Below are 23488 nucleotides of genomic sequence, written 5' to 3' on the forward strand. Positions count from 1 at the left end.
TCTTGAAGATGTCTTCCATGTGTTCCGCTGTGGGATTTATGCCGGAATTACCGGCAGAAGCGTCGTTGCTTTTCCACAATGCGGAAAATGGGTATCGAGTAGTGAAATAACGGTATGACCCAGGTCACGCATCAGTCAAGGGGTTGCCGAAACGCGGCCAGTCACAAACGGTCAGCAACGGTGTCAGCGGGACGGAACTGCGGCTCCTTCCTTCAAGCCCAGGTAGATCTTGTCCCGGCCGATCGGCAGCTCCGCGAACCGGACCCCCGTCGCGTTCCGGACGGCGTTGGCCAGGGCGGGGGCCACCGGGTTGAACGGACTTTCGCTCATGGATTTCGCCCCGAGCGGGCCCACCTTGTCATTGGTGGAGGCGAAGTAGACCTCGCTGCGCGGCACGTCCGCGAAGGACGGGATGTGGTACTGCCGCAGGATGTCCGTGGTGACCCGGCCGACGTCGTCCACCCGGACCTCCTCATACAGTGCAGCGCCCAGCGCCTGCGCGATTCCTCCCTCGATCTGGCCGCGGCACTGCCGCGGATTAACCACCACGCCGGCGTCGGCTGCCTGGACACTCTGGAGAATCCGCAGCTCCCCCGTGCCGGTGTTGACCGCCACCCGGAACCCGTGGACGTTGAACGCCACCGATCGCGGGGTCCCGTCCCAGTGGCCCTCGACGGCGAGCTGCACGCCCTGGTGCAACGCGGCGACGTGGATGTCCGCGAGCAGAACCCGCCGTCCGGCACAGTCCACGCCGCCGTCGTCGAGCACACATTCGGTCTCCGGCACGCCGGTCAGCGCTGCGGCGACGGTGACGATCCGGGAGGCCAGCTCGGTAGCCGCCATCAGGGTGGCCTTGCCGGCCACCACCGTCCCGGCCGACCCGAACGCGCCGGTGTCGTGCTCCACCAAGTCGGTATCGGACTGCCGCACGGACACCTTGGCTGCTGTGGTGGACAGCGCCGTCGCGGCCAGCTGCGCGTGCACGGTGGTGGTGCCGTTACCGAATTCGGCGGTCCCGACGTCGGCCGCGAACGTTCCGTCCGGGAGCAGGCTCACGCGGGTGTGGGCGAAGTGGCCGCGGGGCGGGACGGTGTCGATCATGGACAGCGCGGAACCTTCGCCGGTGACCCAGTCCGGGCCGAGGTCGTCGAGGCCGGCGTCGCGGTAGCGCTGCTTGCCGCGGTCCAGGGCATCTCGCACCAGGGAGATGCACTGGTCCAGGCCGTAGCTGCCGTAGTGGACGTCTTCCTCGGGCTCGGGGTTGGTGGAGAGCATGTCATCGCCTTCGCGCACCATGTTCCGACGCCGGAATTCCAGGGGATCCATCCCGATGCCGACAGCCAGCTCATCGATGGCCGACTCGATCGCGAAGATCGTCTGGCTCAGCCCGTAGCCGCGGAACGCCCCGGCAGGCACAGTGTTGGTGTAGACGGCATGCGCGTCCACTTTCTTGTTGGCGCACTTGTACACGGCCAGCGATTCCCCGCAGCCGTGGAACATCACGCCGGGTGCGTGGTTGCCGTACGCGCCGGTGTTGGTGACGACGTCCAGCTGCAGCGCGGTGAGGAGCCCGTCCTTGCTGGCGCCCGCCTTGAGTTTGATGGTGAAGGGGTGCCGCGTGGTGGTGGCGGTGAACTGCTCCGTGCGCGTGAACTCCACCTGCACGGGCTGGCGCAGCGTGAGCGCGGCGAGGGCTACGAGGTCCTCGGTGAGCACTTCCTGCTTGCCGCCGAAGCCGCCGCCCACGCGCCCGGCCACCACGCGGATGCGGTCCTCCGGCAGGTCGAACACCCGGCCCAGCGTGCGCCGGACCAGGAACGGGACCTGGCTGGAGGTGCGGACCACGAGGCGGTCTTCCTCGTCGAGCCAGGCGATGGAGGAGTGCGTTTCCAGGGCGACGTGCTGCACGCGCTGCGTCCTGTACGTGTGCTCATGGATGAAGTCGGCAGCGGCGAAACCGTCCGCCACACTGCCCAGCTCCGAGTGCAGCTCGGCCACGACGTTCTGTCGCGGCCGCGAGATCCGGGCCTTCACGGCGTCCTTGTCCCCGTGCAGTGCCGGAGCGCCGGGGAGCATGGCGTCCTGCGGGCTGAAGACGGTGTCCAGCAGCTCGTATTCCACCTGCAGGGCGCGGGCCCCGGCTTCGGCGGCACCCACCGATTCGGCCACGACGGCGGCCACGCGCTGGCCGATGAACCGCACCACGTCATCGAGGACGCGGGTGTCGTCGGGATCGTCCGTGTAGAGCTCGTGCTGGGCGGTGGAAAAATGCTGCGCCGGTGCGTCCTCGTGGGTGAAGACCGCGACGACGCCGGGCACCTGGAGCGCGGCCGTCCTGTCGATGGAGACAATCCGGGCGTGCGCGTGGGGTGAGCGGAGCAGCTTCAGGTGCAGCAGGCCTTCTAGCTCGTCGGCGGGGACGTCCAGGGTGTAGCGGGCGGTGCCGGTGACGACGGCGAGGCCCGCCGGGGCGGGCACGTTGTCGCCGAGCTGCCCGGCGGGGGCTGACGTGGTGCCGGTGGCGGTATTGCTCACTGCGGTGCCGGCGGCGGAAGCCGGACGGACCGCGCCAGCTGCCGCGCCGCCGCCGTCGTGATTGTGCTTGCCGTGGGTCCCGCACACTGCGTCCGCGATGGAACGGTAGCCGGTGCAGCGGCAGAGGTTGCCCTTGAGGCTGCGGGGCAGGTTGGCTTTCTGTTCGTCGTCGAAGGTGGCTGCGGTCATCATCATGCCGGCGGTGCAGAAGCCGCACTGGAAGCCCTGTTCGGCCAGGAACTGCTCCTGCACGGGGTGCAGCGCTCCGCCGCTTGCACCGGACGTCCCGGCGAGTCCTTCGATGGTGGTGACGGCCTTGCCGTCGGCGCGGACGGCCGGGTAGATGCAGCTGTGCACGGGTGTGCCGTCCACGTGGACGGTGCAGGCACCGCAGTCGCCGCCGTCGCAGCCTTTTTTGACCCCGAAGTTGCCCTGTTCGCGCAGGAACGTGCGCAGGCACTGGCCCGGGCGGGGTGTGGCCGGGGCGGCGGTGCCATTGATTTCGATTGCCATGCTCAGGCCTCCTTCTGCTGCTTGTTCTCTGTCGTGACGGGTTGCGCGCTCGGCTGCGGCGAGGTGGCGTGCGGCCGGCCGGTCCAGAAATCGCCCGACACGGTGAGCCGTTCCTCCAGCAGTTCCGCACGGATCTCCTCGGCAAGCCGGAGGGTCATGTCCCGGCGCCACTCGGGCAGCCCGTGGATGTCGTCGTGGTACAGCTCCGCGGGAATGGCCTTCCCGACGGCGGCCGCCAGTGCCGCGGGGCCAGCCATCTTGGCAGCGGTGAACCGCAGCTGCACGGGACGTTTGGTGGCGGCGCTGACGGTAATGACCAGGCCGCCGTCGGCATCCCGCCGTCCGATCAGCAGGACTCCGGAACGGCCGAGGTTGCTGAGCGAGAGCCGCCGGAAGGCCACCTTCGCGGACAAGGCCGACGCCGGCAAGTGGATGCTGCGCAGGAGCTCGCCGGGTGCCAGGCTGTTTTGCCCGTCCCCGGTGATGAACGTGGCCACCGGGACCGTGCGGCTGCTGCCGCCGGGACCGAGGATAGTGGCGGTGGCGTCCAGCCCTGCGCAGAGCGAGATCATGGGCCCGGCCGGGAGCGAGGTGCACAGGTTGCCGCCCACGGTGGACATGTTCCAGACCTTGAACGATGCCACGAAGGAGTCGCAGCAGGGACGGAACAGGTCCAGGCCCGGCCACTCCCGGCCGGCAACTTCGTCCGAACCCGGCAGGGCGTAAAGCTCCGCGACGGTGCACGTGGCGGCCAGTTCTATCCCGGCGTCGCTCACGGTCACGGCGGGCCAACCCGCTTGGCCAAGGTCCAGCAGCCGCTTCAGGACCGTACTCCCGTAGGAGAACAGCACCGTGCCGCCGGCCAGCCAGGCATCGCCGTCGCGCCATTCGGCGGGGTCCGTCGTGGGCACGACGGCCTCGATCGTGTTCATGTCCATGGGTCCTCCTGGCGGGGTTCGTGCGTGCGGGGTTCGTGCGTGCGGGGTTCGTGCGTGCGGGATTCTGATGTGGGGTGGATGGGGCCGCTGCCGTCCTTGAGAGAGGGCGCCTTGAGCGGCGCCGGCGTGGTGCTGCCCCGTCCGGCCCGGCCGCGGGAGGCGATGATCTCGGCCGTAATGGACACCGCGACCTCGGCAGGCGTGACGGCGCCAAGATCCAGGCCGATGGGCGAATGGAGCCGCTCCAGTGCTTCGGCCGGCGTGCCGTCGGCGAGCAGCGCGTCGATCCGCTGGCGGTGGCTGCGCCGCGAACCCATGGCGCCCACATAGGCCAGGCCCAGGCCAAGCGCGGTTTCCAGCAGCGGGATATCGAACTTGGGGTCATGGGTCAGCACACACACCACGGTGCGGCCGTCCACGCGTCCTGCGGCTGCTTCTGCGGCGAGGTAGCGGTGCGGCCAGTCCGTGACCACTTGGTCGGCAGCGAGAAAGCGACCCTGGTTCGAAAACGCCGGCCGGGCATCACACAGGGTGACGTCATAGCCCAGCAGTTTCCCGGCCGGGAGCAGCGCGGCGCCGAAGTCGTTGGCGCCGAAGATCAGCATGCGCGCGGCCGGGAGCCGGCTTTCCACGAACAGGGTGATGGGTTCGGGGTGGGTCTGGTCCCGGCTGTCGGAGCAGCCGTCAGGTGGTGCCACGCGGACCAAACCGGCGCGGCCGCCTTGGAGCAGCGGCTCGAGCTGGGCGGCTGCCGCGTAAACAGTGGCGGGATGGTCACCCACCAGCCGGGCAAGTTCCGGGGACTCCATGGCGCGGAACCGCACAGGATCCTGCACGACGACGGCTCCCCCGCCGGCGTCGAGCCGGCGGATCAGTGCCAGGGCAGTGGTGGACTGGCGGCCCGCCAGGCTGTTCAGCATGGCGAAGTCCATGGCCTCCAGCGAGGATCCGAGCGGCTGGATGTGGACCTCCAGCTCTCCTCCGCAGGAGAGTCCGACGGCGAACGCGTCCTCGGCACTGTAGCCGAACGACTCAAGGCGGCTGCCGCCGTCGCGCATTACTGCAAGGGCGGCGTTCACCACGGCCCCCTCCACGCATCCGCCGGAGAGGCTGCCCAGGACGTCCCCGTGCTCCGACACAAGCATGGACGTGCCGAGCGGCCGGGGCACGGAGCCGCCCGCGGCCACGATGGTGGCGACGGCGCAGCGCTGGCCGGAGACCGCGGGCCGCCAGCCTCCCAGTGAAGGTATTAGGTCCAGCATGGCAACACGTCCTTTACCACTGAGGTCCCGGACGGGAATCCTGTCCGGAACAGAGCGCGGTCTTGCCTCATAATCTCATTCCTTGCTGGTGTAGAGGGAAAGTCACGGGAGTTGTTTGAGGGGACCGGGGCGGGGCCTCTAATCCCGCCCCGGTCCGTGACGGCCCAGCCGCACTCCACCGCCGCCCGCCGTCGTGGGTTCCGGTGCTGTGGACCACGGCGGCGGACGCCTACTCGATGCGGTGGGTGCGGATGGACCGCCGTTTAAGGCGCCCGAATGGGCGGTTACGCCGGGGACCTACGCGCCCAGCAGGGCGTTGATCGGCCCGCGGGCGAAGTAGATGATGAAGCCCGCGGTGACCACCCACATGAGCGGATGGACCTTGCCGGCCCGGCCGGACGCCGCACTGATGACCGCGAAAGAGATGAATCCGACGCCGATGCCGTTGGCGATCGAGTAGGTCAGCGGCATCGTGATGATGGTCAGGAAGGCCGGCAGTGCGATAGAGAACTTGCTGAACTTGATCTCGCGGATCTGTGCCATCATCATGGCGCCCACCACCACCAGGGCGGCAGCCGCCACTTCGAGCGGCACCACCGAGGTCAGCGGCGTAAAGAACATCGAGCCCAGGAACAGCACGCCGGTGACCACGGAGGCCAGGCCGGTACGGGCACCTTCGCCGATGCCGGCCGCGGAATCGATGTAAACGGTGTTGGACGAGCCGGACGTTCCGCCGCCCACCACTGCGCCCATGCCTTCGACGATGAAGGCCGACTTCAGCCTGGGGAACGTGCCGTCCTTGTGCGCCACTCCGGCGCTCTTGGCGAGCCCGGTCATGGTGCCCATGGCGTCGAAGAAGTTGGTGAACACCAGGGTGAACACCAGCATGGTGGCCGCGAGGCCGCCGATCCTTGAGAACGAGCCGAAGAGATCGAACTGGCCCACCAGGCTGAAGTCCGGGGCGGAGACCAGCTGGCCGGCGAGCACGGGCACGTTGAGGTGCCAGCCGCCGGGGTTGTCGGCGCTGCCGGGTCCGATGTGCATAACGGCCTCGACGACGGCGGCGAGGGCGGTGGTGGCGACGATGCCGATCAGGAGGCCGCCCTGGATCTTGCGGGCCACGAGGATTCCCATGACCAGCAGGCCGACGATGAAGACGAGGGTGGGGATGGACGTGATGGAGCCGTCGTTGCCGAGCTGGACCGGCGGGCCGCCTTTGGTGGGGCGGACAAAGCCGGAGTCGACGAAGCCGATGAAGGCGATGAACAGGCCGATGCCAACGGTGATGGCGGCCTTGAGTTCCTTGGGGACTGCCTTGAAGATCGCCGTCCGGGCACCCGTGGCGCCGAAGAGGACAATCAGGATGCCGTTGATGACCACCAGGCCCATGGCTTCGGGCCAGGTGACGTCCTGGATGACGGCCACTGCCAGGAACGAGTTGATGCCCAGGCCCGCCGCGAGCCCGAACGGGAGGTTGGCGACGAGGCCGAACACGATGGTCATAACGCCGGCGGTGAGCCCGGTAACGGCCCCCACCTGCGCTGCCGAGAGCCAGCCGCCGGCGACGTCCGTGGGGGCGTTCTCGGCCGAGAAACCGCCCAGGATCAGCGGGTTGAGGATCACGATGTAGGCCATCGTGAAGAACGTGACAATGCCGCCGCGGAATTCGCGGGCCAGCGTGGAGCCACGCTTGGTGATCTGGAAGAAACTATCCAGGAAGGATTTCGACGCCGGGGGCCGGGGTGCCGCCGTGTGCTCTGCGCCTTCGGGCGCAGCCTGCTTTTCAGCTGCGGTTCGCATTTCTGCGGGGTCCAGGATTGTCATTTCAGCCACCGGATCCTAGTAGTCAATCCTGGAATCGAGCGTGTTCCAGGTGTTGAACGGTTCCAGGATGGCGGGAGCCTGGGGGTCGCCCAGTTCCAGCTTGGCGACCGGCATCAGTGCATCCCGGTCCTCGTTCTCGAAGTACTCGTAGAAGACCGCGTCGTCGAAGCCCACGGAGGCTGCGTCGTGCCGGTCGGCGGCGAAGACCACGTTGCCGATCCGGGCCCACAGGGCCGAGGCCAGGCACATGGGGCAGGGCTCGCAGCTCGTGTAGAGGGTGGCTCCGCTGAGATCGAAGGTGCCGAGCTCGCGGCAGGCATTGCGGATGGCGGTGACCTCGGCGTGGGCCGTGGGGTCGTTCGTGGCGGTGACCCGGTTGACGCCTTCGAAGGCGCGGCCATCCGCGGTGACAACGACGGCGCCGAACGGGCCGCCACTGTCCAGGACGTTGGCTGTTGCCAGATTTATGGATGCGGCCAGGAAATGTTCGGCCGTGACGGTTGTGCTCATTTTGCGACTTCCTTAGTGGCAAGGAAGCCCAGTAACCCGACGGGGACGCGCCAGTGATACGGCTACCAGGCTTCAGCATGTGCTTTTGAAGGTTCGCCTGGTAGATAGCTTCCCGGAGTCCGGGTGCCCGCCTTTGGCAAGATCGAGATTAGCACCGGACCTGTGATCAGCGCCATAGTTTTCTGGAAACTTAATTTCGTGATGTGAAATTCAGGTTTCAGCGGGTCACATTGACGCGCTTCCGCGTGCGTCCTACGCTGATTGCCACCGGCTACCCATGGGCAGGCCGGCATCCTGGATCAGCAGACAGGGCCTAACTGAGCTGGAACGCATTTGTTGCCGACCAGACAAGGAGCCATCCATGGCCCACCCGCTTACCCCGTCCCCGGTCTCATCCCCTGCCCCATCCCCGTCCAGGCTCTGGATCAAGAACCCGCTCGCCGTTTTCACCGCCAACGGACTCGACGCCGGCGGCGGCATCGTGGTCAGCGGCGGCATCATCGCCGAGCTGGTTCCGGCCGGCGGACAGCCGTCCGCACCCTGCTCCGCCGTCTTCGATGCTTCCGCGCATGTCCTGATGCCGGGCCTGATCAACACGCACCACCACTTCTACCAAACCCTCACGCGCGCCTGGGGTCCGGTGGCCAACGCCCCGCTGTTCCCCTGGCTGCAGAACCTCTACCCGGTCTGGGCGCGCCTGACACCGGACAGCCTGGAACTCGCGGTGAAGGTAGCCCTGGCCGAGCTGCTGCTCTCCGGCTGCACTACGGCAGCCGACCACCACTACCTGTTCCCCGCGGGACTCGAGGACGCGATCGACGTGGAGGTCGGCGTCGTACGCGAATTGGGCATGCGGGCCACGCTCACGCGCGGCTCCATGACGTTGGGAACGGACGACGGCGGCCTGCCGCCGCAGTCCACCGTGCAGCGGCGGGAAGTCATCCTGGCGGACAGCGAACGACTCATTTCGAAGTACCACGAGCGCGGCGACGGTGCCGTCATCCAGATTGCACTGGCCCCGTGTTCGCCGTTCTCGGTGACCAAGGAAATCATGGCCGAGAGCGCCTTGATGGCAGAGCGGCTGGACGTCCGGCTGCACACGCACCTCGCCGAAACCATTGACGAGGAAGACTTCTGCCTCTCGATGTTCGGCCTGCGCACCGTGGACTACTTGGAGAGCGTCGGCTGGCTGGGCAACCGCACCTGGCTGGGCCACGGCATCCACTTCAACGACGACGAGATCGCCCGGCTGGGAGCCGCCGGCACCGCCGTCGCGCACTGCCCGACGTCGAACATGCGGCTCGCGTCAGGCACCGCACGCGTGCTGGAACTCGAGGCAGCCGGGGTCCCCGTGGGGCTGGGCGTGGACGGATCGGCGTCGAACGATGCCTCCAACATGATCCTGGAAGCCCGGCAAGCGCTCTATCTGCAGCGGCTGCGCTACGGCGCAGACGTGCCGGTGGAGCGCGCGCTGGGCTGGGCGACTCGGGGCTCGGCAGCCGTGCTGGGTCGCTCCGATATTGGTCAACTGGCGCCGGGGATGCAGGCCGACCTGGCACTCTTCCGCCTCGACGACCTGCGCTTCTCCGGGAGCCACGACCCCATTGCGGCACTGTTGCTGTGCGGCGCGGACCGCGCGGACCGGGTGATGGTTGGCGGGCAATGGCGCGTGGTGGACGGTCAGATCCCCGGCCTGGACGTCGCCGGGCTCATGGCGGAGCACTCGGCCGCGGCCCGGAAGCTCGTGAACGGCTAGTCCAGGGCAGGCTGCGGGCTCCGTCCGCTCCGTCCGGGCCGTCCGCCTCCCCCGTTTCGATGGTTCCCTGCGCAGACGATGGTTCGAACCATCGAGTATGCAGGGAACCATCGAAATGGCGCCGCTAACCTGCATGTCGGAGGGCCCGCAGGACGCGCATCTTGAACTCGTGTTCCTGGAACAGGTCCTGCCACTTGATCCGGATGAATGTCCACCCCTCCTCGGTCAGCGCCTTTTCACGTTGCCGCTCCTTGTAGATGACCTCGTCGGTTGGCTCGTAGTCGAAGTACTTCACCTTGCCGTCGAATTCCAGTGCCACCTTCTTCTCCCGCCAAGCGAAGTCCAGCCGGTGCTTGCCTTCCGGCGACCATACGACCACCTGGAGCTCGGGCGCTTCAATGCAGAGCCGGTGAATCAACTCACGCGTCAACGTCTCACCCGGTGACTCCGACCGCACGTCTGCGTTCTCAATGGCTCGACGCAGCGTTCGTACGCCATTGCGTCCCGCCAACGAAGCACTCATCCGACGGATTTCCGCCAGGTCAGCGCCCATCCTGAGGGCATGATCCATCAACACCAGGGCCTGCCTGTTGGTCAGCATGAGGCAGCAATCCACCACGGTGCGCTCCAGTGAAGTGCAGGGCATGCCGTCCACGAAGACAATGTCCGCTGTCTGCAGCGACCTGGTGTGGGCAACTACGTCGCGGCCATGGGAAGTGCGCGAAGGAGCCGACTCCTGGGTGACGTGCACACAATCGTCAACGTCCCACAGGTACAACCGGTGGAGGCGGGCAGCCGAGGTGTGGCTGTAGACGAAGCCGCCGCCCGACGTCGTGAGCGTTCCGTGAGCGTGCGCGGCGATCAGTTGCCGGCTGCGCACCCAAGGTTTTTGGCCCGCCCACGTGCTGCCGCGAATGTAACAACCTCGGCGGAGCCTGACCAGGCTGCCGGCTCGCACCAAAGCCGATACTTTGCGTGCATTGAGCCCGGACTCCTGCAGCTCGCCGGTCTGCCACAGGTCCATTCCAGTGGGCAGCACGCCACCCGTAGTCATCGTCAACTGCGCGTTGTTCGTCATGGGACAAGCCTCGAACGGCACTACCGGTGGGCGACAGCGGAGTTCGTCCTATGTGGATAACGCCGGATCGATGGTTCCCTGCGCACACGACGGTTCGAACCATCGAGTGCGCAGGGAACCATCGAATCGGCGCAGGCTCGGAGGCTCGTGAACGGCTAGGCATGTAAAAGCGGGCGGCACCTCCCCAGGTGCCACCCGCCCGTTGACTCTGTTGCGCAGAGTCCGCCCTGAACAGGGCCCACCGCCGCAGGGTTCCCTGTCCGAGCTTGCGAGGAGAGGGGCTGCTGGGGATGGAGCTCTTAGGGACGCTGCCGGCCGAATACCGGGAGCGCGCGCATCCAGCGGGAGAACCCGCCTGCACGGTCACAGTCGGCCGGAATGTAGAAGTCGGGATCCGTGGCGCCGAACGGCAGGTACAGCTCCTGGCCGGGGGCCGGGAAATCCACGACGTTGTTCTTATCCTTCGAGTCCATCTGTTCCTCCTCGTTCTTGCTGTTGACTTTTCCGTACTCCGGAAAACTTTTATTGTTATGTGGAAATTCTATGAGGGCCCGGGATCAGCGTCAAGACCTCGGCCGCAGGGACGCGCACCCGGCCGGTCACAATCGGAAAGTACATAACAATTCCCGGGAGGTGATGTACACCACTGGCAGGAGTGGGCTACGCTTTTTTCACTTCGTGGCGCAGGTCACGTAACCTGGGAGCAGCAGGCAGGGTCGTAATGAGCTGGCATCAATGGATGCCGGCTCTTTTTTGTTGGGTCGGCTCCACCAGAAACGCGTTGGAAATACGCGCTTAATTTCGTTGGTGGACCGTAAAGGTTCCACCTCGTAGAAGTTGGGATATGACCATGAGCAACAAAATCGTCCTCGGCGACAACCAGTACGGCAAGGCAGAAGTCCGCGTCGTCAAAGTCACCCGCGACACCGACCGCCACCAGATCGAAGACCTGAACGTAACGTCGCAGCTGCGCGGCGATTTCGAGGCTGCGCACCTGAAAGGCGACAACGCCCATGTCGTCGCCACGGACACCCAGAAGAACACCATCTACGCCTTCGCCAGGGCGGGCGTTGGCTCCCCCGAAGCCTTCCTTCTTCGCCTCAGCGAGCACTTCACGTCAGGCTTCGACTGGGTTACGGGCGGCCGCTGGGAAGCCGAGTCCTACACCTGGGACCGCATCCAGTCGCACGGATCCGAACACGACCACAGCTTTGTCCGGAACGGGCAGGAAGTCCGGACCGCCGTCGTGGTCCGGGACGGCAACACCACGCACGTGATCTCCGGGCTCAAGGACCTGACCGTCCTGAAGACCACCCAGTCCGGCTTTGTCGGCTACCCGCGAGACAAGTACACCACCCTGCCCGAGACCACGGACCGCATCCTGGCCACGGATGTTTCCGCCCGCTGGCGCTACAGTACGGGTCTGGACCACACGGCCACGGACTTCAACAAGAGCTACGAGGACATCAAGGCCCTGCTGCTCGAGGGCTTCACGGAGAACTACTCCCACGCCCTGCAGCAGACCCTGTTCGACATGGGCAAGAAGGTCCTGGAAGCACACGGCGAAGTGGACGAGATCAAGTTCTCGATGCCCAACAAGCACCACTTCCTGGTTGACCTCAGCCCATTCGGGCTCGACAACCCCAACGAGGTCTTCTTCGCCGCGGACCGCCCCTATGGCCTGATCGAGGCCACGGTCCAGCGCGAAAACTCAGGCACGGCCCCCGCCGCCTGGAACGGCATTGCCGGCTTCTGCTGATCTGCCACCGGGTCTCGACGGGCTCGACCACCGGACAACGCCGGTGGTTGGGCCCGTCTTCCCTGGTTGGGCCCGTCTTCCCTGGTTGGGCCCGTCCCCCTGGTTGGGCCCGTCTCCGGTGATTGAGCTTGTCGAAATCCACCCGGTCACGCTCCCCAAAGCCCCAAATTGTTAGCCAGACATTGTTAGCCAGACGAAGGCGTCTGCCATGAACCAAGAAAGTCTGCCATGAACAGCAAGAAGAATTCCCGGCCCGCGCCGACTAGTTCCGCGGCCCGCCCCGAGGACAAGCGCCTCTCCATCGGAAGCACGTTCGCGTACGGCTTCCAGCACGTATTGACCATGTATGGCGGCATCATCGCCCCGCCGCTCATCATCGGAGCCGCGGCCGGCATGTCCGCCACGGACATCGGCCTGCTCATCGCGGCCTGCCTGTTTGTGGGCGGCCTCGCCACCATTCTGCAGACCGTGGGCATCCCGTTCTTCGGATCGCAGCTGCCGCTGGTCCAGGGCGTCTCGTTCGCCGGCGTCTCCACCATGGTGGCGATCGTCCAGGGCGGCGGCGGCATCCAGGCCGTCTTCGGCTCCGTGATTGTGGCGTCCCTGATCGGCCTGGCCATCACGCCGCTCTTCTCCAGAATCATCAAGTTCTTCCCTCCTGTGGTCACCGGCACGGTCATCACCACGATCGGCCTGACCCTCATGCCGGTCGCCGCCAACTGGGCCATGGGCGGCAACGCCAAGGCCGAGAACTACGGGAGCGTGGCCAACATCGGCCTCGCCGCGGCCACCATGGGCATCGTCCTGCTGCTGAGCAAGGTGGGCAACGCCGCCATCTCCCGCCTGTCAATCCTGCTCGCCATGGTGATCGGCACCGTGATTGCACTGTTCACGGGCATGGCCGATTTCTCCAAAGTTGGCCAGGGCGACGTTGTCGCCTTCCCCACGCCGTTCGCCTTTGGCCTGCCGACCTTTGAGATTGCGGCGATCATTTCAATGCTGATTGTCATCCTGGTGACGCTCACCGAGACCTCGGCGGACATCATCGCGGTCGGCGAGATCGTGGACACCAAGGTGGACTCACGCCGCATCGGAGACGGCCTGCGTGCCGACATGCTCTCAAGCGCCATCTCGCCCCTGTTCAACTCCTTCACCCAGAGCGCCTTCGCCCAGAACGTGGGCCTCGTGGCGATCACGGGCATCAAGAGCCGCTTCGTGGTGAGCGCCGGCGGGCTCATCCTCGTGATCCTGGGCCTGCTGCCCATCCTTGGCCGAGTGGTCGCAGCGGTTCCGACCCCCGTCCTGGGCGGCGCCGGCGTCGTACTCTTTGGAACGGTGGCCGCCAGCGGCATCCGCACGCTTGCCAAGGTGGAGTACAAAAACAACATGAACCTGGTCATCGTGGCCGCCTCCATCGGCTTTGGCATGATCCCGATTGCGGCCCCGAAGTTCTACGACCAGTTCCCGTCCTGGTTCTCCACGATCTTCCACTCGGGCATCAGCTCGGCCGCCGTCATGGCCATCCTGCTGAATCTGCTCTTCAACCACCTCAAGGCCGGCAACTCGGAGAACCAGTCAGTGTTTGTGGCCGGCACCGCCCGGGTGGTCACTGAAGCCGACTTGAAGATCCTGGCCGACGGCGACCGGTACGAGGGCGGCAAGCTGATCGACGCCGAAGGCAAGGAAGTCCCGGTGGAGTCGTCGTCGAAGTCTGACCACTGACGTCACCCCACCACCCACAACGCCAAGCGCGAACGGGCACTTGGGGCCCAGAATCCGCAGATTCCAGGGCCCCAAGTGTCCGTTCGCGCTGTTGTGGTTAAGGGCGGACGACGGCGGGACGCATCAGTTCTGGTTGAGCTCCGCCGAGATCGCCAGCGCGGCCTGGCGCAGCAGCGGCACGGCGCGGTCGGCGAAACTCTGGTCCACGCGGCTGATCGGCCCGGAGACCGAGATCGCGGCAGGGGTGGGCGCGTTGGGCACGGCCATCGCGAAGCAGCGCACGCCAAGCTCCTGCTCTTCCTCGTCGATGGAGTAGCCGCGTTCACGGATCAGCTTGAGATCGGCCAAGAGGGAATCGATGTCGCCGATGCTCTTGGCCGTTGGGGTGGGCATGCCGGTGCGGGCCACGATGCCGCGCACCACGTCGTCGTCCAGCTGGGCCAGGATTGCCTTGCCGACGCCGGTGTCGTGCGTGTGGGCGCGGCGGCCCACCTCGGTGAACATGCGCATGGAGTGCAGGGAGGGCACCTGGGCCACGTAGATGACCATGTCCGAATCCAGCACGGCCATGTTGGAGGTTTCGCCGAGGCGCTCCACGAGGTTCTTCAGCTGCGGGCGGGCCACGGCTCCGAGCTGCTTGCTGGCGCCTTCGCCGAGCCGGATCAGCCGGGGGCCCAGTGCGTAGCGGCGGTTGGGCAGCTGGCGGATGTAGCCAAGCGAGACCAGCGTGCGCAGCAGTCGGTGGATGGTGGGCAGGGGCAGGTCCGTGGAGGAGGAGAGCTCGCTGAGCGTCACGTCTCCGCCGGCGTCCGTGATGAGTTCCAGCAGTTCGAAGACGCGCTCGACGGACTGCACGCCTCCGGAGGCTTTTTCAGCCATTCCGTTGCCTCCTTGGGGCTCAGATTCTGACAACTCTTATCCACATCGTGAAAAGAGTTGCTTAGAACACTCAACATACAGCACCGCCGGGCCGGACGCGATGCCCCCAAACATGACCGCCAGGGGGTTGCATTTCCACTTGGCAGATAATAATATCCATAATACGAAAACATTCGGTTGCACAAGCGGTCCGGAAACGGACCCCACGAGGAGGAAATTCAATGGCGAACCCGAGCCCCGGAAATTCGATCACCCTGCGCGTCGCGGCGCCGTCCAGCTTCACTGCCACGAGTGAACTCGCTGCCGCCGTCGGCGCAGCCGGTGCAGCCATCACGGCGCTTGACGTCACCGAATCCCACCACGACACCCTGGTTGTGGACGTCACCTGCAACACCACCGACGACGACCACGCCGCCCGCGTCAAGGACGCCCTGAACGCGCTCGACGGCGTCACGGTCCAGCACGTCTCGGACCGCACCTTCCTCATGCACCTCGGCGGCAAGCTCGAGGTGGTCCCCAAGGTAGCCCTGCGCAACCGCGACGACCTCTCCCGTGCCTACACGCCCGGCGTCGCCCGCGTCTGCCTCGCGATCGCCGAGGACCCGGCAGCGGCCCGCAACCTGACCGTCAAGCGCAACACCATCGCCGTCCTCACCGACGGTTCGGCCGTCCTGGGCCTGGGCAACATCGGCCCGGCCGCGGCGCTGCCCGTTATGGAAGGCAAGGCCGCCCTGTTCAAGCAGTTCGCCAACGTTGACGCCTGGCCGGTCTGCCTGGACACCCAGGACACCGAGGAAATCATCATGATCGCCAAGGCCATGGCGCCCGTCTACGGCGGCATCAACCTTGAGGACATTGCTGCGCCGCGCTGCTTTGAAATTGAGAAGCGCCTGCGCGATGAACTCGACATCCCCGTCTTCCACGACGACCAGCACGGCACCGCCATCGTCACCCTCGCGGCCCTCCACAACGCCCTGCGCGTGGTGGACAAGAAGCTCCCCGAGGTCCGCATTGTTGTCTCGGGCGTCGGCGCCGCCGGCTCGGCCATCATCCAGCTCCTCAAGGCCCAGGGCGCGCAGCACATCGTTGCCGCCGGCCGCTCCGGAGCCATCCACTCGGGCGAGCAGTACGACGACGAGCACCGCGCCTGGATTGCCGCGAACACCAACGAGGAGGGCTTCTCCGGAACCCTGCACGAGGCCATGGCTGGCGCCGACGTCTTCATCGGTGTCAGCGCCCCGTACGTGATCGGCGAGGAGCAGGTCGCCGCCATGGCTGAGAATGCGATCGTGTTCGCCATGGCCAACCCGACCCCGGAGATCGACCCTGTCATTGCGTCCAAGCACGCGGCCGTGGTGGCCACGGGCCGCAGCGACTTCCCCAACCAGATCAACAACGTGCTGGCCTTCCCGGGCTTCTTCCGGGGGCTGCTCGACGCCGGCGCGAGCGACATCACGCCGGAGATGCTGGTGGCCGCCGCAGACGCCATTGCCAACCGGGTAGCTGACGACGAGCTGAACGCGAGCTACATTATCCCCAGCGTCTTCGATCCTCATGTAGCCGCCGATGTGGCTGCCGCAGTGGCAGGCGCCGCTCACGCCGCCCGCGCTCTCTAGAAAAGGACTTACGAATATGGCTATCACTGTTACCGACCGCCAGCCGGTCGCCCGCGCCGAAGAGATCCTCACGCCCAAGGCCCTGGCCTTTATCGAGGATCTGCACCGGCGCTTCGCCGGAACGCGCAACGAGCTGCTCGAGGCCCGCCAGGCCAAGCGCGACGGCGTCGCCCGCACCAGCCGCCTGGACTTCCTCCCGGAGACGCAGGAAATCCGCGACGGCGACTGGAAGGTCGCCGAGGCGCCCGCCGCGCTGCAGGACCGCCGTGTCGAGATGACCGGCCCGGCCACCCCGGCCAAGATGGCCATCAACGCCCTGAACTCCGGCGCCAAGGTATGGCTGGCGGACCTCGAGGACGCCAGCACGCCCACGTGGCCCAACGTCATCGACTCCATTCTGAACCTGCGCGACGCCGCAACCGGCACCCTGGCCTACACCTCGCCCGAAGGCAAGGAATACACGCTCCGCACCGACGCGCCGCTGGCTGTTGTGGTGGCCCGCCCCCGCGGCTGGCACATGCCGGAAAGGCACCTGCTGATCGACGGCGAACCCGCCGTGGGTGCGCTGGTGGACTTCGGCCTGCACTTCTTCCACACCGCCAAGCAGCTGCTGCTCAACGGCCACGGCCCGTACTACTACCTGCCCAAGATGGAATCGCACCTCGAGGCCCGCCTCTGGAACGAGGTCTTCGTGTTCGCCCAGGACTTCCTCGGCATCCCGCAGGGCAGCGTCCGCGCCACCATGCTGATCGAAACCATCCCGGCCGCCTTCGAGATGGACGAGTTCCTTTACGAACTCCGGGACCACGCCTCGGGCCTGAACGCCGGCCGCTGGGACTACCTGTTCAGCATCATCAAGTACTTCCGCGACGCTGGCGAGGAATTTGTACTCCCGGACCGCGCCTCGGTGGTTATGACGGCTCCGTTTATGCGGGCCTACACCGAGCTGCTGGTGAAGACCTGCCACAAGCGCGGTGCCTTCGCCATGGGCGGCATGGCTGCCGTCATCCCCAACCGCCGGCACCCCGAGGTCACCGAGGCCGCTTTCGCCAAGGTCCGCGCGGACAAGACCCGCGAGGCCAACGACGGGTTCGACGGCTCCTGGGTGGCCCACCCGGACCTGGTCCCCACCTGCCGCGAGGTGTTCGACGCCGTCCTCGGCGAGCGCCCGAACCAGCTGGACAAGCAGCGCCCCGAGGTTTCGGTTACTGCGGACCAGCTGATCGACATCGCCTCGGCTGACGGCCAGGTCACCGAGGGCGGGCTGCGCCTGAACCTGTATGTCGCCGTCGCCTATACCGCCGTTTGGCTCTCCGGCAACGGCGCCGTGGCCATCCACAACCTCATGGAGGACGCCGCCACGGCCGAGATCTCCCGCTCGCAGGTGTGGCAGCAGATCCGCAACAAGTCCGTCCTCGCCGACACCGGAAACACCGTCACCCGCGAACTGGTCGAAAAGATCCTGGGCGAGGAAACGGAACGGCTCCGGACCGAATTCGGCGACGAGGCCTTCCGCCTGTACTACCAGCCGGCCAGCAAGCTGATCGCCGAGATCTGCCTGTCCGAGGACTACACGGACTTCCTCACCACTCCGGCCTACGAACTGGTGGGCTGAGTCATGGCGGTCTCCCCCACGCCGTCGCTCTCCGCGGCGGACCTTGCCGCCATCGACGCACAGCTGGCCGCCACCGACCAGTTGCTGGAACGTAATTACCCGGGCGACGACGGCACCCGCCAGCCCGTGCACACCGTGTACGTGCCGGCGGACCGTTTCACGCCGTCGTTCGCTGCCGACTGGGGTGCCCAGGCGCTTACGACGGCGGAGGCTCACGGCGGGCTCGAGAAGCTCGGCGCGCTGCTGGGTCAGGAGCCGGAGCTGGCTGCCGCCGTCGCCGCACGGGTCGGTGCCAAGCTGCGCACGGAACCGATCGAGGACCTGCGCCTCGACTTCGAGGATGGCTTCGGCGACCGCGGCGATGAGGCAGAGGACGCGGCAGCGGTCGCGGCCGCCAACGCTGTGGCCACCGCCGTCGCGGCCGGCACCGCGCCGCCGTTCATCGGCATCCGGTTCAAGTGCTTCGAGGCGCCCAGCCGGGCCCGCGGCCTGAAGACACTGGACCTGTTCGTCTCAACACTCGCGCAGGCCGGCGAACTTCCTGCCGGGCTCATCCTGACCCTGCCCAAGGTCACTACCGTGGCCCAGGTCCAGGCGATGGACTTCGCCGTGTCCCGGCTGGAGGAAGTCCACGGGCTTCGCGCCGGCCGGCTCCGCTTCGAGGTCCAGGTGGAGACGCCGCAGCTGATCCTCGGGCCGGAAGGCACCTCCCCTGTGGCGCAGTTGCCGCATGTGGTCCCGGGACGCATCAGCGCCCTGCACTACGGCACCTACGACTACTCCGCGTCGCTGCAGATCTCGGCCGAGTACCAGTCCATGGAGCACCCGGTGGCGGACTACGCCAAGGAAGTCATGCAGCTGGCCGTCGCCGGCACGGGCATCCGCCTCTCCGATGGTTCCACCAACATCATCCCGGTGGGCGACGCCGTCGAGGATGCCTGGAAGCTGCACGGACGCCTCGTCCGCCGCTCGCTGGAGCGCGGCTACTACCAGGGCTGGGACCTGCACGCCGCCCAGCTGCCCAGCCGTTTCGCCGCCACGTATGCGTTCTACCGCGAGGGGCTTCCGGCCGCCGCGGCACGCCTGCGCACCTACGTGGAACGAGACAACGCAGACGGCACCGAAGGCGGGGTCATGGACGAACCCGCCACCGCCCGGGCCCTGGCCGCCTTCGTCCTGCGCGGCGTCCAGTGCGGCGCAGTGGGGACCGAAGAGGTCCAGGCGCTCGCCGGCGTCGAACTTTCCCAGCTGACCGCACTGGCGCACCCGCGGCTGGCACACTCCACTTCAAAGTAAGGATCCAATGATGGGCAAGTACTACTACCCCCAGGGCGGGCTGCCGCCGCAGACGCACCTCACCACGGAGCGGGCCATCGTCACGGAGGCCTATACGGTCATCCCCAAGGGCGTTATGACCGACATCGTGACCAGCACCCTGCCGGGTTTCTCCAACACCCGCTCCTGGATCCTGGCCCGCCCGATCTCCGGGTTTGCCACCACGTTCTCGCAGCTGATCGTGGAGATTGGCCCCGGCGGCGGCGCTCCGAAGGCCGAGTTTGAGCCCGGCGTTGAAGGCGTCGTCTTTGTCACCAAGGGCAAGGTCAACCTGACGCTCGACGGCGAACTGCACCAGCTGGAGGAAGGCGGCTACGCCTACCTGGCCGCCGGTGCCACGTGGGGCCTGGAAAACATCTCCGACGATATTGTGTCCTTCCAATGGATCCGCAAGGCCTACGAGCGGCTGGAGGGTTACGAGGCAAAGTCCTTCGTCACCAGTGATGCCGAAGTGGAACCCACCGCGATGCCGGATACCAACGGCGCCTGGAAGACCACCCGCTTCACGGATTCCAGCGACCTGGCCCACGACATGCAGGTGAACATCGTGACGTTCCAGCCGGGCGGGGTCATCCCGTTCCCGGAGACCCACGTCATGGAGCACGGCCTGTACGTCCTGGAGGGCAAGGCCATGTACCTGCTCAACAACGACTGGGTCGAAGTGGAAGCAGGCGACTTCATGTGGCTGCGCGCCTTCTGCCCGCAGGCCTGCTACGCGGGTGGCCCGGGCGAGTTCCGGTACCTGCTCTACAAGGACATGAACCGCCAGATCAAACTGACCTAGGCCGCCGCTTACCGGCTGGCTCTTACCGGCTGGCTCTTACCGGCTGGCCGCCGAAATCGCTGGAACCATACCGGGTCGCTGCAAATTTGCGACCCGGACATGGTTCCGGCGATTTCGCGTTAACGGCCAATTCCCACCCCGCGGAAAATAAATTCCCACGCAATGGGAACTTCGTGATGCCATCCGTGATACCAGCCACTAACGTCGGTGTTATGCCTACAGATCCGAGCCATTCCGTGACACCGGAAGGCAACGCCTCGCGGTTCGTCGACATCCTGCTCGAATTCGCGCGGCACCGGACTCTGACTGCAGCCCAGATCAGCAAAACAACGGGCATCCCCGCCAGTGCCGTGTACCGGCACCTGGCACTGCTGGTGCAGTCCGGGCTGGTGGCGCAGACCAGGCGCCGCGGGCAGTACAGCGCCGGCCCGGAAACCCTGCGCCTCGCCGCCAACTTCCACCAGGAGGCCATGGTCAAGGGCCGCATCTCGGAGCAGCTACAGCTGCTCTCGGATGAAACCCAGGAGCTGGCCGCCTACCTGGTGGTCCGCGGTGCGGATGCCCTGTGCGTGGATGCCATCGAAGGCCCGCAGATGCTGCGCTGCAGCTACTCGCCGGGCAGCTCGCTCCCCCTGCTGAAGGGCGCCAGCGCCATGGCCCTGCTGGCACACCTGGACCCCCAGGAGCAGAGCAGGATCGTGGCCGGCCTCGGGCTTAGCTCCGAGGACGCAGACAACCTGAACCACGAGCTCCAGCTCGTCCAGGGCCGCGGCTTCGGCCTCAGCTACGGGGCGGTGGATGCGGGCGTCTGGGGCGTCAGTTTCCCCGTGTTCGACGACGGCGGCCGGCTTTTGGGTGCCGTCAGCACCATGGCTCCGGCGGACCGGGCGGTCCGGCGCGAAAAGCAACTCATAGCAAGCACCCGTGACGCCGCATTGGCGCTCGGACACGGAGAAGGATCCCGATGACCAACCCCACCACCCAGCACACGTGGACGGGCCGCGACGACGGCCCCGGCCCAGAGCACCGGCGCTGGCACCACGCAGTAAACACGGCCCAGGCCGGCACCACGGGAATCGCCATCCTTGGGTTCCGCAGCGATGAAGGCGTCCGCCGGAACAAAGGCCGGGTCGGCGCCGTCGACGGTCCCGCAAGCATCCGCTCCGCCCTGGCACCCATGGCGGCGCCGGCGGAACTCCTGGTCCACGACCTTGGCGACACCAGCGTTGTGGACGGAAACCTCGAGGACGGCCAGGAGCGCCTCGGTGCGGCCGTCCGCCAGGCCCTGGACGCGGGCCACCTGCCCGTCATCCTTGGCGGCGGCCACGAAACCGCCTTCGGCACGTACACGGGCCTCCGCGCCAGCCAGGTCACCGATGGACGCCGGATCGGCATCCTCAACCTGGACGCGCATTTCGATCTCCGAGCGGAGGCCATCCCGTCCTCGGGAACACCGTTCCGGCAAGTGGCCGAAGCGGAGCAAGCCTTGGGCCACGGGTTCAACTACACGGTGGTGGGCATCAGCCAGCCCGGCAACACCGAGGCCCTGTTCCAGACAGCCCGGGAGCTCGGCGTCACGTACCTCCTGGACGAGGAATGCACCGAGTCCAAGACTGAGCAGGTCCGGCAGTTCACGCAGGACTTCATCGACTCCGTGGACGTCGTCTACCTGACCATCGACCTCGACGTCCTCCCCGCGTACGTCGCCCCCGGTGTCAGCGCACCGGCGTCGTACGGCGTTCCGCTCTCCGTCGTCTTGGACGTATGCCGCCAGCTGGCCCGCTCCCCCAAGCTCGCCGTCGTCGACGTCGTCGAACTGAACCCCAGGTTCGACGTCGACTCCCGCACGGCCCGCACGGCCGCACGCCTCATCCACACGATCGCCGCAGAGCGATCCGGGCACCGGCATGCGTAGCCGCAAGCCCGCCTCCCCTCCCCAGAAACTCACGGTCAGGGCTCGGTAGCCGTCCGCTGTTCAGGTTCAATTGCCCACGCGGCTTCATGCAGGAGACTGGCCAGCCGCCGCTGGAAGATCGGCGCCCTGCCCCAACGGGCTGTACGCCTCCACCGCAATGCCCAGGGAGCGGTTCTTTGCCGCCAGCTCCTGCTGCTGGAACGAGGGGTGGATTTCGATCTGGTTGACGGCCGGGACAACGTCCGCCACCGCCAGGAGCGTGTCCAGGTGGTCAGCCAGGAAGTTCGCACGGGCGGGTTATGCATTCAACGCTAGGCACGCCGGCAGGCCGTGTCAGCAGATATGCCATTCCCTCCTTTTCCTAGGACTGGCACTCCTACCTTCGTCACTGGAAAGCGGGGACGCCGGCTTGGACAATGGAAGGCATGGGTCAGAGCGCGGAGTTTGGAAAGTTCCTGAAGGCAATGCGGTCGCGGCTGACGCCGGAGCAGGCCGGGATAGCCGCGACCACCGGTGGCAGGCGCGTCCCCGGGCTGCGACGCGAGGAAATCGCGCGCCTTGCGGACGTGAGCACCGACTACTACACCCGCCTCGAACAAGGCCGGAACATCCACCCGTCCCGGGCGGTGATGGATTCAGTGGCGCGGGCCCTGCGCCTGGATCCTGGCGAGCAGGCGCACATGTTCGACCTTCTGGAGAACTGCGCGAAGTCCCAGCATTCACCCATTCCGGAACAGGTTGTTCGGCCGGCTCTCCGCCAACTCCTGGACGCCGTGGGCAACGTTCCCGCCGTGATCCTGGGCCGCCGCACAGATGTTCTGGCCGGCAACCGCCTGGCGTTCCTTCTGCTTGCGGAATTCCCGGCCATGCCGGCGGCGGAGCGGAACCTCACCCGCTGGATCTTCCTCGATCCACGCTCCCACGATCTCTTCCGGGACTGGGAGACCGTGGCGGCCGAAGCCGTCGGGACCCTGCGCGCGGATATCGGCCGGCACCCCAACGACCCCCAGGCCAATCAGCTCGTCGGCGAACTCGCAGTGCACAGCGAACGCTTCCGCCAATGGTGGGCCGGACACCGGCTGGCAACGGGGTCCGCAGGCAGCGTTCGGCTGCACCATCCCGTCGTCGGGGACCTGGAACTGAACTTCGAAGACCTGACGCTTCCCGACGATCCAGACCAGGTGCTGCGGGTGTATTCAGCGAAGCCGGACTCGCCATCGGCCGATTCCCTGACCCTGCTCGGCAGCTTCGGCGCCGAAGTGCTGGCCGCCGCGGCAGCCCCTCGGGCCACGGAAGACACGGACGCGTCCGGCGCTAGCAAGGCGCCCTGACTTCCGGGAAGGACAGCGGGTCACATCCTGCGGTGGGCGTCTGTGACAAGACCTGACACCGGCCCCCGTGGTAGTCGTCGTAGGTCCGCATCGGGCTCGCCGGTGCGGACCTACAC

Annotated in this window: 18 protein-coding genes and 1 pseudogene; 10 read left to right on the plus strand and 9 right to left on the minus strand. The window is 66.7% G+C overall.

Annotation, left to right across the window (positions count from 1 at the left end; all coding sequences use genetic code 11):
• Positions 1–183 precede the first annotated feature (183 nt).
• From NIBR502772_RS21165 to NIBR502772_RS21185, 5 genes are all read right to left on the minus strand, one after another.
• Positions 184–3048: a molybdopterin-dependent oxidoreductase gene (locus NIBR502772_RS21165; protein ID WP_141141678.1), complete on the minus strand. Its 2865-nt coding sequence runs from the start codon at positions 3046–3048 to the stop codon at positions 184–186.
• 2 nt (positions 3049–3050) lie between these two features.
• Complete coding sequence (locus NIBR502772_RS21170) at positions 3051–3986, minus strand: FAD binding domain-containing protein (RefSeq protein ID WP_141141679.1); 936 nt, start codon at positions 3984–3986, stop codon at positions 3051–3053.
• Complete coding sequence (locus tag NIBR502772_RS21175) at positions 3977–5248, minus strand: XdhC family protein (RefSeq protein WP_141141680.1); 1272 nt, start codon at positions 5246–5248, stop codon at positions 3977–3979. The genes NIBR502772_RS21170 and NIBR502772_RS21175 overlap by 10 nt, the downstream gene beginning before the upstream one ends.
• 297 nt (positions 5249–5545) lie before the next feature.
• Positions 5546–7072 carry an NCS2 family permease gene (locus tag NIBR502772_RS21180; RefSeq protein WP_246848832.1) on the minus strand — a complete coding sequence of 509 codons (1527 nt, stop codon included), beginning with the start codon at positions 7070–7072 and terminating at the stop codon, positions 5546–5548.
• A gap of 15 nt (positions 7073–7087) precedes the next feature.
• Positions 7088–7582: a nucleoside deaminase gene (locus NIBR502772_RS21185; RefSeq protein WP_141141682.1), complete on the minus strand. Its 495-nt coding sequence runs from the start codon at positions 7580–7582 to the stop codon at positions 7088–7090.
• Between the two features lie 361 nt (positions 7583–7943).
• Here NIBR502772_RS21185 and NIBR502772_RS21190 point away from each other — a divergent pair, with 361 nt between their 5' ends.
• Positions 7944–9338 (plus strand): 8-oxoguanine deaminase, encoded by a 1395-nt coding sequence (locus NIBR502772_RS21190; protein WP_141141683.1) that lies wholly within the window; start codon positions 7944–7946, stop codon positions 9336–9338.
• Between the two features lie 124 nt (positions 9339–9462).
• On the opposite strand, the gene NIBR502772_RS21195 is transcribed toward NIBR502772_RS21190, so the two are convergent.
• Both NIBR502772_RS21195 and NIBR502772_RS22560 read right to left on the minus strand, forming a co-directional pair.
• Positions 9463–10416, minus strand: a complete 954-nt coding sequence (locus tag NIBR502772_RS21195) for a type IV toxin-antitoxin system AbiEi family antitoxin domain-containing protein (protein ID WP_210412335.1) — start codon at positions 10414–10416, stop codon at positions 9463–9465.
• A 299-nt stretch (positions 10417–10715) separates the two neighbouring features.
• Positions 10716–10889, minus strand: coding sequence for a hypothetical protein (locus tag NIBR502772_RS22560; RefSeq protein ID WP_167349832.1), 174 nt, complete (start codon positions 10887–10889; stop codon positions 10716–10718).
• Between the two features lie 371 nt (positions 10890–11260).
• Here NIBR502772_RS22560 and pucL point away from each other — a divergent pair, with 371 nt between their 5' ends.
• Together pucL and NIBR502772_RS21205 are read left to right on the plus strand one after the other, a co-directional pair.
• Positions 11261–12175, plus strand: coding sequence for a factor-independent urate hydroxylase (pucL, locus tag NIBR502772_RS21200; RefSeq protein ID WP_210412336.1), 915 nt, complete (start codon positions 11261–11263; stop codon positions 12173–12175).
• 228 nt (positions 12176–12403) lie between these two features.
• Entirely contained in the window at positions 12404–13897 is a 1494-nt protein-coding gene (locus NIBR502772_RS21205; RefSeq protein ID WP_141141685.1) for a nucleobase:cation symporter-2 family protein, read from the plus strand.
• Between the two features lie 123 nt (positions 13898–14020).
• Here the strand turns inward: NIBR502772_RS21205 and NIBR502772_RS21210 are convergent, their stop codons facing one another.
• Positions 14021–14776 carry an IclR family transcriptional regulator gene (locus NIBR502772_RS21210; protein ID WP_141141686.1) on the minus strand — a complete coding sequence of 252 codons (756 nt, stop codon included), beginning with the start codon at positions 14774–14776 and terminating at the stop codon, positions 14021–14023.
• 221 nt (positions 14777–14997) lie between these two features.
• Here NIBR502772_RS21210 and NIBR502772_RS21215 point away from each other — a divergent pair, with 221 nt between their 5' ends.
• The 6 genes from NIBR502772_RS21215 (at position 14998) to hutG (ending at position 22041) form a co-directional block, all read left to right on the plus strand.
• Positions 14998–16392: an NAD-dependent malic enzyme gene (locus tag NIBR502772_RS21215; RefSeq protein ID WP_141141687.1), complete on the plus strand. Its 1395-nt coding sequence runs from the start codon at positions 14998–15000 to the stop codon at positions 16390–16392.
• Positions 16393–16408: 16 nt separating this feature from the next.
• Positions 16409–18007 carry a malate synthase A gene (aceB, locus tag NIBR502772_RS21220; protein ID WP_141141688.1) on the plus strand — a complete coding sequence of 533 codons (1599 nt, stop codon included), beginning with the start codon at positions 16409–16411 and terminating at the stop codon, positions 18005–18007.
• Positions 18008–18010: 3 nt separating this feature from the next.
• Positions 18011–19303: an aldolase gene (locus NIBR502772_RS21225; RefSeq protein WP_141141689.1), complete on the plus strand. Its 1293-nt coding sequence runs from the start codon at positions 18011–18013 to the stop codon at positions 19301–19303.
• Positions 19304–19313: 10 nt separating this feature from the next.
• Positions 19314–20126 (plus strand): bifunctional allantoicase/(S)-ureidoglycine aminohydrolase, encoded by an 813-nt coding sequence (locus tag NIBR502772_RS21230; protein ID WP_141142209.1) that lies wholly within the window; start codon positions 19314–19316, stop codon positions 20124–20126.
• Positions 20127–20338: 212 nt separating this feature from the next.
• Complete coding sequence (locus tag NIBR502772_RS21235) at positions 20339–21094, plus strand: IclR family transcriptional regulator (protein ID WP_168223594.1); 756 nt, start codon at positions 20339–20341, stop codon at positions 21092–21094.
• Complete coding sequence (gene hutG, locus NIBR502772_RS21240) at positions 21091–22041, plus strand: formimidoylglutamase (RefSeq protein WP_141141691.1); 951 nt, start codon at positions 21091–21093, stop codon at positions 22039–22041. The genes NIBR502772_RS21235 and hutG overlap by 4 nt, the downstream gene beginning before the upstream one ends.
• Before the next feature lie 102 nt (positions 22042–22143).
• Here the strand turns inward: hutG and NIBR502772_RS21245 are convergent.
• Positions 22144–22329 (minus strand): annotated as a pseudogene (locus NIBR502772_RS21245) (aldo/keto reductase); the annotation flags it as partial.
• Between the two features lie 137 nt (positions 22330–22466).
• Here NIBR502772_RS21245 and NIBR502772_RS21250 point away from each other — a divergent pair.
• Positions 22467–23372: a helix-turn-helix transcriptional regulator gene (locus tag NIBR502772_RS21250; RefSeq protein WP_141141692.1), complete on the plus strand. Its 906-nt coding sequence runs from the start codon at positions 22467–22469 to the stop codon at positions 23370–23372.
• Positions 23373–23488 lie beyond the last annotated feature (116 nt).

The organism is Pseudarthrobacter sp. NIBRBAC000502772, from assembly GCF_006517235.1.
GTDB lineage: Bacteria > Actinomycetota > Actinomycetes > Actinomycetales > Micrococcaceae > Arthrobacter.